General features: G+C 71.6%; 15 protein-coding genes and 1 pseudogene. 8 read left to right on the forward strand and 8 right to left on the reverse strand.

Annotated elements, in window-relative coordinates; all coding sequences use genetic code 11:
* Nucleotides 1-23: 23 nt before the first annotated feature.
* Nucleotides 24-980, reverse strand: coding sequence for a 16S rRNA (cytosine(1402)-N(4))-methyltransferase RsmH (gene rsmH, locus ACI2L1_RS20605; RefSeq protein ID WP_404740771.1), 957 nt, complete (start codon nt 978-980; stop codon nt 24-26).
* A 354-nt stretch (nt 981-1,334) separates the two neighbouring features.
* On the opposite strand from rsmH, the gene ACI2L1_RS20610 reads away from it, so the two are divergent.
* From ACI2L1_RS20610 to ACI2L1_RS20625, 4 genes are all read left to right on the forward strand, one after another.
* A complete protein-coding gene (locus tag ACI2L1_RS20610; protein WP_404740772.1) occupies nt 1,335-1,940 on the forward strand; it encodes a beta-class carbonic anhydrase in 606 nt (201 codons plus the stop codon).
* Nucleotides 1,941-2,189: 249 nt separating this feature from the next.
* Nucleotides 2,190-3,224, forward strand: a complete 1,035-nt coding sequence (locus ACI2L1_RS20615; protein ID WP_404740773.1) for an AAA family ATPase — start codon at nt 2,190-2,192, stop codon at nt 3,222-3,224.
* Nucleotides 3,224-4,594 carry a DUF58 domain-containing protein gene (locus tag ACI2L1_RS20620; protein WP_404740774.1) on the forward strand — a complete coding sequence of 457 codons (1,371 nt, stop codon included), beginning with the start codon at nt 3,224-3,226 and terminating at the stop codon, nt 4,592-4,594. Before ACI2L1_RS20615 ends, ACI2L1_RS20620 begins: the two co-directional genes overlap by 1 nt.
* A complete protein-coding gene (locus ACI2L1_RS20625) occupies nt 4,594-7,005 on the forward strand; it encodes a DUF3488 and DUF4129 domain-containing transglutaminase family protein (RefSeq protein ID WP_404740814.1) in 2,412 nt (803 codons plus the stop codon). The genes ACI2L1_RS20620 and ACI2L1_RS20625 overlap by 1 nt, the downstream gene beginning before the upstream one ends.
* 164 nt (nt 7,006-7,169) lie before the next feature.
* Here ACI2L1_RS20625 and ACI2L1_RS20630 read toward each other — a convergent pair whose 3' ends face one another.
* The 3 genes from ACI2L1_RS20630 to ACI2L1_RS20640 all read right to left on the reverse strand — a co-directional run bounded on the left by ACI2L1_RS20630 (nt 7,170) and on the right by ACI2L1_RS20640 (nt 9,335).
* A complete protein-coding gene (locus ACI2L1_RS20630) occupies nt 7,170-7,565 on the reverse strand; it encodes a DUF3040 domain-containing protein (protein WP_404740775.1) in 396 nt (131 codons plus the stop codon).
* A gap of 278 nt (nt 7,566-7,843) precedes the next feature.
* Nucleotides 7,844-8,614, reverse strand: coding sequence for a methyltransferase (locus tag ACI2L1_RS20635; protein ID WP_404740776.1), 771 nt, complete (start codon nt 8,612-8,614; stop codon nt 7,844-7,846).
* A gap of 145 nt (nt 8,615-8,759) precedes the next feature.
* Nucleotides 8,760-9,335 carry an SAV_6107 family HEPN domain-containing protein gene (locus tag ACI2L1_RS20640; RefSeq protein ID WP_404740777.1) on the reverse strand — a complete coding sequence of 192 codons (576 nt, stop codon included), beginning with the start codon at nt 9,333-9,335 and terminating at the stop codon, nt 8,760-8,762.
* A gap of 189 nt (nt 9,336-9,524) precedes the next feature.
* Between ACI2L1_RS20640 and ACI2L1_RS20645 the strand changes: the two are divergent.
* The 4 genes and pseudogenes from ACI2L1_RS20645 to ACI2L1_RS20660 form a co-directional block, all read left to right on the forward strand.
* Nucleotides 9,525-9,926, forward strand: a pseudogene (locus ACI2L1_RS20645) (ABC transporter permease); the annotation flags it as partial.
* A 47-nt stretch (nt 9,927-9,973) separates the two neighbouring features.
* On the forward strand, nt 9,974-10,606 hold the full coding sequence (locus tag ACI2L1_RS20650; RefSeq protein ID WP_404740778.1) for a TetR/AcrR family transcriptional regulator: 633 nt from the start codon (nt 9,974-9,976) through the stop codon (nt 10,604-10,606).
* A 410-nt stretch (nt 10,607-11,016) separates the two neighbouring features.
* A complete protein-coding gene (locus tag ACI2L1_RS20655; RefSeq protein WP_404740779.1) occupies nt 11,017-11,622 on the forward strand; it encodes a DUF4126 domain-containing protein in 606 nt (201 codons plus the stop codon).
* Nucleotides 11,623-11,679: 57 nt separating this feature from the next.
* Complete coding sequence (locus ACI2L1_RS20660) at nt 11,680-13,194, forward strand: phytoene desaturase family protein (protein ID WP_404740780.1); 1,515 nt, start codon at nt 11,680-11,682, stop codon at nt 13,192-13,194.
* Between the two features lie 13 nt (nt 13,195-13,207).
* Here ACI2L1_RS20660 and ACI2L1_RS20665 read toward each other — a convergent pair whose 3' ends face one another.
* From ACI2L1_RS20665 to ACI2L1_RS20680, 4 genes are all read right to left on the reverse strand, one after another.
* Nucleotides 13,208-14,185 carry a hypothetical protein gene (locus ACI2L1_RS20665; RefSeq protein WP_404740781.1) on the reverse strand — a complete coding sequence of 326 codons (978 nt, stop codon included), beginning with the start codon at nt 14,183-14,185 and terminating at the stop codon, nt 13,208-13,210.
* A gap of 56 nt (nt 14,186-14,241) precedes the next feature.
* The gene (gene metF, locus ACI2L1_RS20670) at nt 14,242-15,165 is read right to left on the reverse strand and encodes a methylenetetrahydrofolate reductase [NAD(P)H] (protein ID WP_404740782.1); all 924 of its coding nucleotides are present in this window, start codon (nt 15,163-15,165) and stop codon (nt 14,242-14,244) included.
* 98 nt (nt 15,166-15,263) lie between these two features.
* Nucleotides 15,264-15,914, reverse strand: coding sequence for a thiamine phosphate synthase (gene thiE / locus ACI2L1_RS20675; protein WP_404740783.1), 651 nt, complete (start codon nt 15,912-15,914; stop codon nt 15,264-15,266).
* A gap of 95 nt (nt 15,915-16,009) precedes the next feature.
* The gene (locus tag ACI2L1_RS20680) at nt 16,010-16,381 is read right to left on the reverse strand and encodes an Rv2175c family DNA-binding protein (protein WP_404740784.1); all 372 of its coding nucleotides are present in this window, start codon (nt 16,379-16,381) and stop codon (nt 16,010-16,012) included.
* Between the last annotated feature and the right edge of the window lie 70 nt (nt 16,382-16,451).

The raw sequence follows: 16,451 nt of genomic DNA on the forward strand, positions 1-16,451 counted from the left end.
CCCACTGACGCGCCTCACGCACTTCACTCGATGGACTCCCTGATTCGCTCTGCGCCCCTGCAACGCGCCGGTGCGGCCCGCCGGTTCTCGGCGATCTCTTCCTCGGTGGGAAGTTCGGCACCGCGCGTGAGCAGCTTGAGGCGGGGCTGGTACTGCTCGGGAACCACGGGCAGCCCGGGCGGGGCGGTGTTGGCCGCGCCGGCCGCGAACACCTGCTTGACCAGCCGGTCTTCCAGCGAGTGGTACGACAGCACCGCGATCCGGCCGCCCACCGCGAGCGCCTCCACCGCTGCCGGGATCGCCCGCTCCAGTACGGAGAGTTCGCCGTTGACCTCGATACGCAGGGCCTGGAAGGTGCGCTTGGCGGGGTTGCCCCCGGTGCGCTTGGCGGCCTGCGGCAGGGAGTCCCGGATCAGCTCGACGAGCCGGGCGCTGTTGGAGAAAGGCTCCTTCTCCCGCTCGCGCACGATCGCGGACACGATCCGCTTGGCCTGCTTCTCCTCGCCGTACGCCCTGAGGATCCGGACGAGTTCGCCCGCGGGGTAGGTGTTGAGCACCTCGGCGGCGCTGACGCCGGTCGTCTGGTCCATGCGCATGTCGAGCGGGGCGTCCTGGGCGTAGGCGAAGCCGCGGTCGGCCTCGTCGAGCTGCATGGAGGAGACACCGAGGTCGAAGAGGACGCCCTGCACGCGCGCGATGCCGAGCCGGTCGAGGACGTCCGGGAGTTCGTCGTAGACCGCGTGGACGAGGGTGGCGCGCTCGCCGAAGGGCGCGAGCCGCTCGCCGGACAGGCGCAGCGCCTCCTTGTCGCGGTCGAGGGCGACGAGCCGCGCCTCGGGGAACCGCCGGAGCAGGGCCTCGCTGTGGCCGCCGAGACCGAGCGTGCAGTCCACGACCACCGCTCCGGGCCGCTCCAGAGCGGGGGCCAACAGGTCCAGGCACCGCTGGAGCATGACCGGGACGTGTCGACTCTCGCTCAAGGAGCCCTCTCAGGTCCGGCACGGGCCGTACGCACCGCCGGGTCCCCGCCCGCTCAGGAAGGGGAGGCCTGCCGGCGCCGGAAGCGTCAGCCGACCGGGAGCGGGAGGAGGCCGAGCCGTACGTACGCGCCGCGCACGTGGGGAGACCGTCCGTGCGTGCGCCGGGGGCCTCCGGGGAATGTCAGCAGGGAAGCCTCGCCTCCCGCTTCGCGTCACTTTAGTCCACGGTGTCTCGCGGTCAATCAACCGGCCTGCGCGTCGCGTACCGACGCGGACACGAAGCGGTAAATGGACGGAAACCACCCGTTCGGGTGCACCCGGCACTCTTGTGGGTTACCTCACACAGAGGACGTGATGACTCTCTTTTTCCCTTCTCACGGCAGGACCGGAACCGCCGTGACCAGTACCGTCATGGTTATGACGACTTCCGCATCCGTTCCCACCGAAGACGCCATATCCCGCGGCGACTCCGTGACCGACCGCCTGGTCGACGCCAACGAGCGATACGCCGCCGCGTTCACCGACCCCGGGATGGACGCCCGCCCGGTCCTGCGCGTCGCCGTCGTGGCCTGCATGGACGCCCGGATCGACCTGCACGCCGCGCTCGGCCTGGAGCTCGGCGACTGCCACACCGTCCGCAACGCGGGCGGTGTGGTCACCGACGACGTGATCCGCTCGCTCACCATCAGCCAGCGCAAGCTCGGCACCCGCAGTGTGGTCCTCATCCACCACACCGGTTGCGGTCTGGAGGCGATCACCGAGGACTTCCGCACCGATCTGGAGATGGAGGTCGGCCAGCGCCCGGCCTGGGCGGTGGAGGCCTTCCGGGACGTCGACCAGGACGTACGCCAGTCCATGCAGCGGGTGCGCACCTCGCCGTTCCTGCTCCACACCGACGACGTGCGCGGCTTCGTCTTCGACGTGAAGACAGGTCTGCTGCGCGAGATCGACCCGGCCTGAGACCCCCGCGACCGGCCGCCGAAGCTGTCGTTTGGCTGTTGATTTCGGCCCTCGGGGTGCCCAAAACACCGTAAGACCCGACATAGTGCAGCCAGTTGTCCACAGTCGAGTGACACGAATCGGTAACGGCAGCAAGAATGCGGGTGTGGCGTCGCGCGGAACTTTTCACGCGTGGTGTCCGTGATTCGGGGTGGGCCGGTTACGCATCACAGAGCGTCGGCCCGGAAAGTACGGGCCGAGGAGGGCCGGGTGACCACCTATGACGATCGAGCGAGCCTCACTGATCTGACCGCCGTCGTGGAGCGGGTACGCAGTTCGGTGGAGGGCGTGATCGAGGGGAAGCCCGAGGTCGTACGGCTTTCGCTGACCGTGCTGCTCGCCGAGGGACATCTTCTGATCGAGGATGTCCCCGGTGTCGGCAAGACCATGCTGGCCAAGGCCCTGGCGCGGTCCATCGACTGCTCGGTGCGCCGCATCCAGTTCACGCCCGACCTGCTGCCCTCGGACATCACGGGTGTGTCCATCTGGGACCAGCAGCGCCGCGACTTCGAGTTCAAACCGGGCGCGATCTTCGCGCAGATCGTGATCGGCGACGAGATCAACCGCGCCTCGCCGAAGACCCAGTCGGCGCTCCTGGAGTCGATGGAGGAGCGCCAGGTCACCATCGACGGGACGACCTACGAGCTGCCCAGCCCCTTCATGGTGGTCGCGACCCAGAACCCGGTCGAGATGGAGGGCACCTACCCGCTCCCGGAGGCCCAGCGCGACCGCTTCATGGCGCGCGTCTCGGTCGGCTACCCCAGCGTGGAGGCCGAGCTGCAGATGCTCGACATCCACGGCGGGGTGAGCCCGCTGGAGGACCTCCAGCCGGTGGCGCACGCCCACGACATCGTGAAGCTCATCGAGGCCGTCCGAGGCGTCCACGTCGCCGAAACGGTCCGGCGGTACGCCGTGGACCTGGTCTCCGCCACCCGCACCCACCCCGACCTCAGACTCGGCGCCTCCCCACGCGCGACGCTGCACCTGCTGCGCGCCGCCAAGGCCTCCGCCGCCCTCAGCGGCCGTGAGTTCGCGCTTCCGGACGACATCCAGGCGCTCGCCGTGGCCGTCCTCGCCCACCGTCTGCTGCCCACCGCCCAGGCGCAGCTGAACCGGCGCACCGCGGAGCAGGTCGTGCAGGAGATCCTCCAGCGCACCCCGGTTCCCGCGGCGCCCCAGCAGGGCGGCCTCGGGATCGGCCGGACCTCGCCCGCGTATCCGCAGCAGCCGCCGCGGAGCCTGTGATGACCACCGGCGGGCCCGGCAGCACCGACGGCCCCGATGTGGACCGGGGCGACAAGGGCGGGGTCCGCACGGCACTGGCCGGCCTGACCACCCGGGGTCGCTCCTTCTTCGCCGCCGGGATAGCCGCGGCCATCTGCGCCTACGTCCTGGGCCAGAGCGACCTGCTCAGGGTCGGCCTCCTGCTGGCCGTGCTGCCCCTGGTCTGCGCCACCGTGCTCTACCGAACCCGCTACCGGGTCGCGGGCAGCCGAAGGCTCTCCCCCGCGCGCGTGCCCGCCGGCAGCGAGGCCCGCGTCCATCTGCGGATGGACAACGTCTCCCGGCTGCCCACGGGCCTGCTGATGCTCCAGGACCGGGTGCCCTACGTCCTCGGCCCGCGCCCCCGCTTCGTGCTCGACCGCGTCGAACCGGGCGGCCGCCGCGAGGTGTCCTACCGCGTCCGCTCCGATCTGCGCGGCCGCTACCCCCTGGGCCCGCTCCAGCTGCGCCTGACCGACCCGTTCGGGATGTGCGAACTGACGCGCTCCTTCTCGACGTACGACACCCTGACCGTGATCCCGCGCGTGGAGGCGCTGCCGCCGGTGCGCCTGAGCGGCGAGGCCAAGGGGTACGGCGACGGGCGGCAGCGCTCGCTCGCCCTGGCCGGCGAGGACGACGTGATCCCGCGCGGCTACCGGTACGGCGACGACCTGCGCCGCGTCCACTGGCGCCTGACCGCCCGCTACGGCGAGCTGATGGTGCGCCGCGAGGAACAGCCCCAGCGCGCCCGCTGCACGGTGCTCCTGGACACCCGAGGTCTCGCCTTCGCGGGCGCGGGCCCGGACTCGGCCTTCGAGTGGGCCGTCTCCGGCGCCGCCTCCGTCCTGGTGCACATGCTCGAACGCGGCTTCTCCGTACGGCTGTTGACGGACACGGGCGACTCCGTGCCCGGCGAGGGCGCCGACGGTTTCGCGGGCGCCAGCCAGGGGGCGGCGGACGCGGCCGGGCTGATGATGGACACCCTGGCGGTGATCGACCACTCCGACGGCACCGGCCTGTCGCGCGCGTACGACGTGCTGCGCAGCGGGAACGAAGGGCTGCTGGTCGCCTTCTTCGGCGACCTCGACGAGGAGCAGGCCACGGTCGCCGCCAAGATGCGGCAGCGCAGCGGGGGTGCGCTCGCCTTCGTGCTGGACAGCGAGGGCTGGGTGCGGGAACCGGCCGACGTGCCCGATCCCTCGGATGAGCACGAGCAGCGGCTGCGGATGCTGCGCGAGGCGGGCTGGACGGTACTGGGCGTGCCACGGGGCGCCGCGCTGGAGGAGCTGTGGCGGCTCGCGGACCGCGAGCGCATGGGCGTCGGCGCGGCCGGCGCCGGGGAGGGATCATGATGAGCGGGCGGGCGCGCCTGGCGCTGTGCGCGTGGGCGGCCACGCTGATGGCCGCGTGCGCCCTGCTGCCTCTCGTCGAGCCGGTCACCTGGATCGTGCAGGCCGCCTTCCTGCTCGGGGTGCAGACGGTCGTGGGCGCGGCGACCCGGCGGATACCGCTGGCCCGTCCGCTGACCGTGGCGGCCCAGACGCTCGTCACACTGGTCATGCTGACCCTGATCTTCGCCCGCGACCACGCGTTCCTCGGGCTGGTCCCAGGGCCGGGCGCGTTCGTGCACTTCGCGGATCTGCTGCAGCAGGGCAGCGACGACATCGCGCGGTACGCGATCCCGGCTCCGCTGGAGTCCGACGGCATCAAGCTGATGGTGTTCGGCGGTGTCCTGATAGTCGGGCTCCTGGTGGACACCCTCGCGGTGACCTTCCGCAGCGTGGCCCCGGCGGGCCTGCCGCTGCTGGCGCTGTACTCCGTCGCCGCGGGCCTGTCCGAGGGCCACGGCGACTGGTTCTGGTTCCTGGTCGCGGCGGCCGGCTATCTGCTGCTGCTCCTGGCCGAGGGGCGCGACCGGCTCTCCCAGTGGGGCCGTGTCTTCGGCGGGGCACCACGCGGTCCGGGCGCCGACTCCGGGCCGGTGGCGCCGGTGCGGACGGGGCGGCGGATCGGCGTGGCCAGCCTCGGCATCGCTCTTGCGGTATCGGCCACTCTGCCCGCGATGAACGGCGGCCTCCTGGACGCCACCGGCGCGGGCGTGGGCGCCGGCAACGGGAACGGCGGCACGATCTCCGCGATCAACCCGCTGCTGTCCCTGCGCGACAGCCTGAACGTCGACGAGGACCGCCAGGCCCTGTCCGTGCAGACCGGGAGCGGCACCGACATCTCCAACCTGTATCTGCGGATCGTCTCCCTGGACGACTTCGACGGCCGGACCTGGAAGCCATCCAAGCGGGCCATCACCGGCGTGCCTGACGGCCTCCCGACCCCGGTCGGCCTCGGCTCGGACGTCAAGCGCACCGAGGTCGAGACCACCATCTCGGCGGCGGGCTGGTACCAGCAGAACTACCTGCCGATGCCGTATCCGCCCAGCGGCGTCAAGGTCCGAGGCAAGTGGCGGTACGAGCCCCAGGGCATGGCGCTGGTCGGCGACCACGGGCAGAACACCGGCGGGCTGACGTACGAGGTGAAGAGCCTGGACGTGCAGCCCACGGCCGAGCAGCTCGCCGCGGCGCCGGCCCCTCCCCCGGCCATCGAGCGCGAGTACACCGACTTGCCCGACTCACTGCCTTCCGTGGTGGCCAAGACCGCCCGTGAGGTCACCGCGGGCGCGAAGAACCCCTATGAGCAGGCGGTCGCGCTCCAGGACTACTTCGCGGTGACCGGCGGCTTCGAGTACGACACCCAGGTGGAGGTCGGCGACGGGCCCAACGCGATCGCCAACTTCCTGCGGGACAAGCAGGGCTTCTGCGTCCACTTCTCCTTCGCCATGGCGGCGATGGCCCGTTCCCTGGGTATTCCGGCCCGGGTCGCGGTGGGCTTCGCGCCCGGCACCCCGCAGGCGGACGGCTCGGTGTCGGTGGGGCTCAAGGATGCCCACGCGTGGCCCGAGCTGTACTTCGAGGGCGTGGGCTGGACCCGCTTCGAGCCCACGCCGACCCGGGGCACGGTGCCCTCGTACACCGTCCCGGACTCCACCGGCAGCGTGGACCCAGGCGTCGCGCGGCCGTCCGCGGGATCGTCCACGGCGCCGTCGGCCTCGCCCTCGGCGAGCGAGAGCTGCTCGGCCCAGCTGCGGAAGCTGGAGGCGTGCGACAGCGCGTCCCCGGCTGCCGCGGCGGCCAAGGACGACGACACCCCCTGGTGGGCCTTGAGTGGCTCGCTGTGGCCCCTGGCGCTGCTGTTCTGGGTGCTCGTCGGGCTGGTCGTGCTCCTGGTCCCCATGGCGCCGATGCTGTGGCGGATGCGCACCCGGTCGATACGTCTGGGCGGACACGGCCGCAGCGAGGCCGACTCCGCCGCGCACACCCTGGCGGTCTGGCAGGAGCTGACCGACACGGCGTGGGACTTCGGGATCCCGCCGGACGAGTCGCAGACCCCGCGCAAGGCGGCGGCGCGGATCGTACGGCTCGGGCATCTCGACCCCACGGCCGCGGCCTCGGTGCACCGGGTGGCGGACGCCGTGGAGCAGGTGCTCTACGCCCCGCGGCCCCGCCCGACGGCGGGCCTCGCCCAGGACGTCTACCTTGTGATCGGCGGACTGCGCGTCTCGGTCAGCCGGGCCACACAGGCTCGCGCGCTGATCGCGCCGCGTTCCACCGCTCGGGTGGTGTGGGCGGCGTCGGAGTGGTGGGCCGGGGTCACGGCACGCGCGGCGGCGGTCCGGCCGACACTGCGCAAGACGTCCGGTCAGGAAGGCTGAAAAACGCCGCCTGACGGCGACGGAACGACGGTGGCCCGGCCTCTCGAAGGCCCGGGCCACTGTGTCTCCGGGGACGCCAGGCGACCCGAGGGCATACGTGAGGGGTGACCCGCCCGGCCCGGGCGGGTCACCCCTCAGGAGTTCTGTGGGAGCTTTCGGAGCTGCTACTGGCCGCCCTGCTCGTCGCGGCGGCGCTGCCAGCGCTGCTCGATCCGGTCCATCATCGAGCGCTTCTGACGTTCCTGGCGACGGGCGTGCGGGGCACCCGCGGCGGGCTGCTCGCCCGGCTTGGGGGCCTTGCGCCAACCGGTCACAGCGAGTACCGCACAACCCAGCATGACCAGGAAGCCCACTACGCTGAGCCACACCTGCTTGGCGACCATACCTGCCATGAGGAGCGCGATACCCACGAGGAAGCCGGCGACCGCCTGGTAGACCCGTCGCCGGGTGTACGTACGCAGCCCGCTTCCCTCAAGCGCTGTCGCGAACTTGGGATCTTCGGCGTACAGCGCTCGCTCCATCTGCTCGAGCATTCGCTGCTCGTGCTCCGAGAGCGGCACGTCGTCCTCCTCATCGTGCAGTCGCCGGGGCGACTCGGGGGGTCCCTTCAGGATAGGCAGGGAATCGCCCCCGTGAAACCCGCCCCTCTGCGCCAATTGGCCAACCGGAATCCGCCATGAACGCTCCGGCTGCTGAAGCTTGTCATTCCCCAGCTGCCGTCCCGTCATGCCGGGCGGTCTCCCTCGATCATACGGCGCTGAGCGCCCGATCGGGGGGCCTGTGGCGTACTCCATGTGCCGAACCAACTGCCTGATCAGCACTCCGGCGCAGAGGGTGCTCAGGCCTCGGCGGTCTCCCGCGTCTCACCGAGCACATGGAGCTGGGTGGCCACGGAGTGGAAGGCGGAGAGTTCGGCCGCCGCCTCCTCCAGCTTCAGCAGAGCTTCCAGGGCGCCGGGCTCGGTGTCCACGAGCACGCCGGGCACGAGGTCGGCGAAGACCCGCACACCGTGCACGGCGCCGACGGTGAGGCCCGCGCCCTCGACGAGCGCGGTGAGCTGTTCGGCGGTGAAGCGGCGCGGCACGGGGTCACCGTCGCCCCAGCGGCCGCTCGGGTCGTCGAGCGCCTGCCGGGCCTCCTTGAAGTGACCGGCCAGGGCCCTCGCGAGCACGGCGCCGCCGAGCCCTGCGGCGAGCAGGCTGAGGACACCCTCGGGGCGCAGGGCGGCCACCACGTTGCGCACGCCCTCGGCGGGGTCGTCCACGTACTCCAGGACGCCGTGGCACAGCACGACGTCGTAGGCGCCTCGCTCGGCCACGTCGAAGAGGCCATGGGCATCACCCTGGACTCCCCTGACCCGGTCGGCGACTCCGGCCTCGGCGGCCCGGCGCTCCAGCGCGAAGAGCGCGTTGGGGCTGGGGTCGACGACGGTGACCTGGTGGCCGAGGCGGGCTACGGGCACCGCGAAGTTGCCGCTGCCGCCTCCGGTGTCGAGGACGTCCAGCGCCTGGCGTCCCGTGGCCTTGACCCGGCGGTCGAGGGCGTCCTGGAGGACCTCCCAGACCACGGCGGTACGGAGGGAGGCGCGGGGTCGCAGCGGGTCCGACACGGCAGTTGACTCCTCGGCGGGTGGAAAGGCTTCAGGCGCCCCTCCACCCTATTGCCTCCGGTACCCCACCTGGTCACTCCGGTGGAGCGCCCGGCCGTGCGTCTCGTACGGCGGACCTCGGTGGACCCGGCGCGCGGCGCACCGGTCACCCGGCGTCCGGGAAGTCGCGGTCGTGGTCGGTGCCGTGGCCGCTGCCCGCCGACCCCTCCGCGTCCTGCCGCGGCTGTGGCAGGACCGGCTGAAGCACCAGCATCCGCTCGACGAGGCGCAGGAACATCGCCACGTCGCGTATGAGGTCGTCGGCGTCCCGGCGGCCGGCCGCACCCTGGATGCCTGCCTCGGCCCGGGCGCGACGCCGGGCCCCGGAGGCGAACAGCGCACTCCACTCGGCGAGTTCGGGCGCTATCTCCGGGAGCACTTCCCAGGCGCTCCGGATCTTGGCCCGGCGTCGGGGCGTGGGCTCCGGGCGCCCCCGCGCGGCGAGCACGGCCGCGGCGGTGCGCAGGGCCGCGAGATGGGCGGTGGCATAGCGCTCGTTCGGAGTCTCCAACGCCGACGCCTCGTCGAGGCCCGCGCGGGCCTGGGCGAGGAGGTCGAGGGCGGCGGGCGGGGCCGTCGTCCGGCGCAGCACGGGGTGTACGTCGCTCGCCGGACCGGTCAGTGAGGGGGCAGGGCCGGTGGCGCGGCGCCGACGGGCGGCGGCTGCGTGATTGCTGGCCATGACGAACCTCCTGTCGTCTGGTTGCCGGCACATCCCGCTACGGAGTGCCGTATGTTCCCATCGTGAGGTATGCCACTGACAATCCGTTCTGACCTGGTCTTTTGCTTCGATCGAGAGTTCGGGTCCGCTTTCGCACTGACCAGTCAGTGCGAACTCAGGGGGTGGGCGCGATGGTGGCGTACATGCTGATCGCTTGCGGGCCGGCTGCCGGTGGCGGCGATCGGGGTGCTCCAGACCGCGGCCCTGATGTCGGTGCCGCACTGGGCGCTCGGCCTGCAGATGACCCGCGCGGCCGGAGCGGGCCGGATCCTCGTACTGGCCCTCCTGATGCTCCAGTTGACCTCCACGGGCGGCACCTACCCCGTCCAGACCGGTCCGAGCTTCTTCAACGCGCTCCACCCCTTGCTGCCGATGAGCCACGTCGTCGAGGCCCTCAGGAGGCTCATCGCGGGCGGCGGTCTCGCTCCGGTGTGGCACGCGTGCGTGGTGCTTCTCGCCTTCACCGCGGGCACCCTCGCGCTGACCGCTCTGTCGGCGCGCCGACGCCAGGTGTGGACGCTGGACCGGCTGCGCCCGGAGCTGACCCTGTGAGCCCTTCCGCGACCTCAGAGGCTCTCTCGCCTGTGAGAATCAGGACCATGGAAAGCAGCAGCGCCACGGCGGGCGTCAGCACGCGCCGCGAGGCCACCCGTCAGAAGCTCTACGAGGCGGCCGTCACGCTCATCGCCGAGCAGGGCTTCTCCGCCACCACCGTCGACGAGATCGCCGAGCGGGCCGGAGTCGCGAAGGGCACCGTCTACTACAACTTCGCGAGCAAGTCCGTCCTCTTCGAGGAACTGCTGCGGCACGGCGTGGGTCTGCTCACCGCCTCTCTCCGGGAGGCGGCCGAAGGGACGGCACGCGCGGGTGGCGGCAAGGTGGACGCCCTGGACGCGATGATCCGGGCCGGTCTGGTCTTCATCGACCGCTACCCGGCCTTCACCCAGCTGTACGTGGCCGAGCTGTGGCGCACCAACAGGGCCTGGCAGTCCACGCTCATGGTGGTCCGTCAGGAGACCGTGGCGGTCGTGGAGGGCGTGCTGCGCGAGGGCGTGGAGAACGGCGAGTTCAGCGAGGAGATCGATGTCTCGCTCACGGCCTCCGCCCTGGTCGGCATGGTTCTGGTGGCAGCCCTGGACTGGCAGTCCTTCCAGCCCGATCGATCCCTGGACGACGTGCACGCGGCGCTGTCGCGGCTGCTGCAGGGGCGGGTGAGCGCTCACCGGGGCTGACACGAGGCCGACATGCGAAAGCGCCGGTCCCCTGTGGCCGCGTCCCCCGCGGGCCACCTCGAACCGGCGCCTTCCTTGCTCCCCCGACTTCCCCCGTACCCCCGTGCGTTCCCCCGTTCCCCCGTTCCCCCGTTGGGCCCCCGTTCGGTCGTTCCCCCGCTTCCGGGGCTCCCCCGTGCCTCGCTCCCGCCGACCTCGGCCGGCGGAAGGAGCGGGTCCGGGGCGGCTCCGTTCCGGCGCCCCGTGTCGCCGGTGCCGGAGCCGTTCCCCTTCGCCGTGCCTCAACCCTCTCGTTCACGCAGGTCGGAGCCCATCCGCGCGCGTACTCATCTCACCCACTAGGTACGGATACTCAGTCGTGCGTGCTCACCCCCAGGACGCCCTGTGGCCGACTGGTTACCATCGCGTCCGTGTCCGTACTCCCCTTGGTGTTCACCAGCGGCTGGGCCAGCGGCGTCAACGCGTACGCGGTGGTGCTGCTGCTCGGCGTGTTCGGCGCGACAGGGCTGAGCGACGACGTCCCCGAGACCCTGCAGCGCCCTGAGGTCCTCGTCATCGCGGGCGTGCTGTTCCTGTGCGAGGCGGTGGCGGACAAGATCCCGTACGTCGACTCGGCGTGGGACTCGGTCCACACGGTGATCCGTCCGGTGGCTGGTGCCTGGGTCGGGGCGCTCCTGGCCGGCCAGAGCGGTTCGCTCAACGACGTGGTCGCGGGCCTGGTGGGCGGTTCGACGGCGCTGGCGAGCCACACGGTCAAGGCGGGCACCCGCATGGCCGTGAACGCCTCCCCCGAGCCCTTCAGCAACATCGTCCTGAGCCTGGCGGAGGATCTCGGCGTGGCCGGCATCGTCACGTTCGCGATGTTCCACCCCACGGCGGCGGCGATCATCGCGGGCCTCCTGCTGGTGGCGGGCCTGGTGGTGCTGTACTTCCTGATCTCCCGGATCCGCAGATACCGCAGACGCCGGGCCCAACGCCGGGAGGAAAGACGACTGGCGGCACGACCACCCGCCTAAAGGCGCGGACCCGCACCCCCGGCCGTGTTGTCAGTGGGGGCCGATAAAGTCGCAGGCATGGCAAGGATTGCGGTGATCGGCGCCGGGATGGGCGCGATGGCGGCCGCCGCCCGGCTGGCCGTCGCGGGGCACCGGGTTGCGGTGTACGAGCGTACGGAGACCTACGGCGGAGCAGTGCGCCGCTTCGAGCGGGACGGCTTCGCCTTCGACACCGGCCCCGGTCTGCTGACGCTCCCCGCGGTCTACCGCGACCTGTTCGTCAAGACCGGCAAGGAGCCCCTGGAATCGGTCGTCGAACTGGTCCAGGTCGACCCGTCGTCGCGGCACGTGTTCGCGGACGGCACCGAGGTGTCCCTGCCGAACGCGTCCCGCGCGGGAGTGGTGGCCGCTCTGGACAAGGCCCTCGGCGCGGGCGCCGGCGCCCGCTGGGGCGACTTCCTGATCCGGGCCCGCGAGGCCTGGGACCGCACCCGCAGGCCGCTCCTGGAGGAGCCGCTGTGGCCCAACTGGTCGGTGCTGGCCGAGCGCGAACCCTACCCCTCGGTCCCTCACAAGAAGCTCCTGCGCACCCGCCGGGCCGGCACCCTCGCCGAGGTGGCCGCCTGGGAGCTGCGTGACCCCAGGCTCACGGCCCTGTTGGAGAGCCACGCCCTCGCGTACGGCCTCGACCCGCGCGCCACCCCGGCGAGCGCGGCTGTCCTGCCGTACATGGAGACCGCCTTCGGCACCTGGTATGTCCGAGGCGGCGTAAGGGAGTTGGCGCGCGCGGTGTACGAGCGGTGCGTCCAGCGCAGGGTCGAGTTCCACTTCGGAGCCGAGGTCACCGGGGTTCTGGAGAAGGACGGGCGGGCCGCCGGGCTGGAGTTGGCGGGCGGGGCGGTGGTGGACGCCGACTTCGTGGTCGCCGGTGTCGCGCCCGAGGCGCTCGCCCGAGCCGTCCGGCAGTCGGGGGTGCGTGCCGGGGACGCCGTACCGGCCCAGCGGGGGACTGCGAGTCTGCTGACGGTGCTGCTGGCGCTCCGCGGGGCACGCGCACAGGGAGCGGCACACCGGACGGTGGTGCACGCCGAGGGCCGGGAGACCGAGCTGGAGTGCCTGTTCGGCGCGAGCCCTCGCATGGCAGCGCGCCCGACGGTCACCGTGCTGCGGCCCGACGACCCGGAGTTGGTGCCGGACTCCGACCACGAGACGATCACCCTCACCTCGGTGGTGCCGGTGCGGCCCGACAAGGGCTGGGCCGACACTGAGGTCCTCGACCGCCACGCGGACGACATGATCACGGCCGCTGAGCGCGCGGTGCCCGGCCTTCGCGAGCGCATCCTGTGGCGTGCGGTGCGTACCCCGGCTGACATCGCCGAGGCGACCGGCGCGGCGGGCGGCGCGATCCCCGCCCCGGCGCTCGCCGCCGGAGAGGGAACTCTGCTGCACCCGTCCAACACCACCGCGATACCGGGCCTGTTCACGGTCGGCGGCTGGTCCCACCCCGGCGGCGGGCTCGCCCACGCGGGTATGTCGGGCGCGCTGGTCGCGGGACTGATCGTGGAAGGGCCGGAGTTCCGCGGCTCCCAGTGAGGGCCGCCCGGCGTCAGAAGCGGTACTGCTCGTCGTACCCCTGGCCCTGGTTCTGCTGCCCCTGGCCGCTGTTGTCCTGGTAGTACTGCTGCTCCTGCGGGAGCTCGCCGCCGTACTCGTCGGTGCGCTGCTGCGGCACCCACACCCCGCCGGCCGGGGTCTCGCCGCCGTACCCGGCGTACTGGTCCTGGCCGTAGCCCTGCTGGACGAACTGCTGCTGGCCACCGTAGGAGGTGTCGTACGACTCGGCGCCATAGGCCTGGGTGCCGATGTACGGGTCCGAGTAGGCGGCGTACTGCTGCTGCCCGGACTGGTCGTACGAGTACTGCTGCTGGTCGTAGCCGGTGTAACCGTCGTAGCCGTACGACTGGTCGGCGGCGGCCGTCGCGTACTGGTCCTGGGGCTGGCCCGCGGACGTGTAGGACTGGTCACCGGCGTAGGCGGCATCGCTGTATATGCCGTAGGAGCCGGTGTCGTCGGGCAGGGGCTGAGGCTCGTAGACCGCGGTGGACTCGGCGGCCGAGGGATCTGCGGAGCGCGCGGGCATGAAGACGTCGTCGCGGTCGTAGTCGTCGTTCTGCCCGTAACCGGCGGTGTCCGGGCGGCCCTGGTCGTACATGGCCTCGTCGGCGTAGGCGCCCTCGGCCTGTTCCAGGCCGGAGACCTCCAGGGCGGGCTCCTCGTGGCCGCGTTCCCGGCGGCTCTTCTTGCCGCCGGTCAGACCGCCCAGCGCGGCCGGCGGGTTGACCGCCCAGCCCTGCTCGAAGCCGCGGCGGAACGACAGGGTGACGTAGGTCTGGCCGACCGCGAAGGCGATCGCGCCGAGACCGATGACGATCACCTGCGAGATCAGCACGCCGAGGACCACACCGAGGAAGCCGACGAAGGCGAGCACCCGCCAGCGCAGTCGCGCCTTGTACTGCAGCAGCACCTCGCCCAGCAGCCACAGCGCGACGAATCCGAACGCGATGTAGAGGACCGTCCAGCCCATGTACGCCCCTCTCCCAGTGACCGCTACGCAGTGTGTCGTATGTCCGTGCGGCCGGTCTAGGCCCGCGGTGGATGGTGCAGACCCAGGTTTTCGTAGATTTCCAAGGTCGCCGTGGAGTTGTTGAGCGTGATGAAGTGCAGTCCGGGCACTCCCTCGGACAGCAGCCGCGCGCAGAACTCCGTGGCGAACTCGATTCCGATCGAGCGTACAGCGGCCGGATCGTCCTTGGCTGTGAGGATCCGCTCTTTCAGGGCGGAGGGGATGACCGCATTGCTCAGCTGCGGGAGCCGCTCCAGCATGCGCACGCTGGTCACGGGCATGATCTCGGGAATGACGGGGGTCGCGCAGCCCGCCGCGTGGACTCGGTCACGCAGTCGCAGATAGGACTCCGGCTGGAAGAACATCTGGGTGATGGCGTAGTCGGCGCCGGCCCGGCACTTGTCGACGAAGTACGCGACGTCGCTGTCCCAGTCGGCGGAGCGCGGGTGCATCTCCGGGAAGGCCGCGACGCCGACGCAGAAGTCGCCCGACTCCTTGATGAGTCGGACGAGTTCGGCGGCGTAGGTCAGGCCCTGTGGGTGCGCCAGCCAGTCACCCATGGGGTCGCCGGGCGGGTCGCCGCGCACGGCCAGGATGTTGCGGATCCCGGCGTCGGCGTACTGGCCGATGATGTTGCGCAGTTCAGCGATGGAGTGGTTGACCGCGGTGAGGTGGGCGACCGGGGTCAGGGTGGTGTCCGCGACGATCTGCTGGGTCTCCTTGACGGTGCCCGCGCGGGTGGAGCCGCCTGCGCCGTAGGTGACGGAGACGAAGTCCGGAGCGACCGCCTCGACCCTCCTGAGCGCGCTCCACAGGTTCCGCTCACCCTTGGGAGTCTTGGGCGCCGAGAACTCGAAGGAGTACGTCGTCTCGCCCGTGGCGAGCATGTCGCGCACAGTGCGCGCGCGGTCAGTCCGGGTGGATGCGGTTCCGAGGGCCATACCCGCAGGTTAGTCAGGGGGCGGCGACCACCCAACCGAATCAGGGAAATTTGCCCGGATTGTCGACTTGTTGTCCACCCCTCGGACATCCGAACCGGTTACCCGGTGTGCCGGAGCCGCTTCGCGAACTCCGCGGCGGCGGCGGCCGGGTCGTCCGCCTCGGTGATCGCCCGCACGACCACGACCCGGCGGGCGCCGGCCTCCAGGACCTCGTCGAGATTGCCCAGGTCGATGCCGCCGATGGCGAACCAGGGGCGGTCGGTGCCGAGGGCGGCGGTGTACCGGACCAGGTCGAGACCAGGGGCGTGCCGACCGGGCTTGGTGGGGGTCGGCCAGCAGGGGCCGGTGCAGAAGTAGTCCACGCCGTCCTGGACCGCGGCCGCGGCGGCCTCCGCCTCGGCGTGGGTGGAGCGGCCTATGAGGATGTCGTCGCCGAGGATCGCGCGGGCGGCGGGAACGGGGAGGTCGCCCTGGCCGAGGTGCAGCACGTCGGCGCCGGCCGCGTGGGCGACGTCGGCCCGGTCGTTGACCGCGAGGAGCTTGCCGTGCCGGGCACAGGCGTCGGCGAAGACCTCCAGGTGCTCCAGCTCCTCGGCCGACTCCATGCCCTTGTCCCGCAGCTGCACGATGTCGACGCCGCCGGCCAGAACCGCGTCCAGGAACTCGGCGAGGTCGCCCTGGCGGGTGCGGGCGTCCGTACAGAGGTAGACGCGGGCGTCGGTGAGCTGGGCGCGAGCGGTGTCGGACATGCGGGAGTCTCCCCCGGGTTCGGATGGTGTACGGGCCGGGCTCGACCGTGGCCGTGGCCTCGGTGGTCACGGCCCGTACACCGGTGCTGTGCGGTTCAGACGGCGAGCGCCTGGGCCCGGCGCTTCACCTCCGTGCCGCGATTCTCGCTCAGGGCCTGGGCTGGGGTACCGGGCAGGCTCTCATCGGGGGTGAAGAGCCACTCCAGCATCTCTTCGTCGGTGAAGCCGTCGTCCCTCAGGAGTGTCAGGGTCCCGGCCAGGCCCTTGACGACCTTCTGCTCGGCCCCGTCGATGAAGGCGGCGGGGACGTGCAGCGCGCGGTTCTCACCACGGCGTACGGCGATGAGCTGGCCCTCCTTGACCAGCTGCCGCACACGCGTCACCTCGATGTCGAGCATCTCCGCGATGTCGGGGAGGGTGAGCCAGGCGGGGACGAGTGCATCGGTTTTTGCGTCAATCTCGGTCACGGGATTAAGCGTGCCATCCCGCACTGACAGTCGGAAGCCGGGGCGCCTCCGACGGGCGACACGGGGTGGG

This window comes from Streptomyces sp. NPDC019531, from assembly GCF_044903305.1.
Taxonomy (GTDB): Bacteria; Actinomycetota; Actinomycetes; order Streptomycetales; family Streptomycetaceae; genus Streptomyces.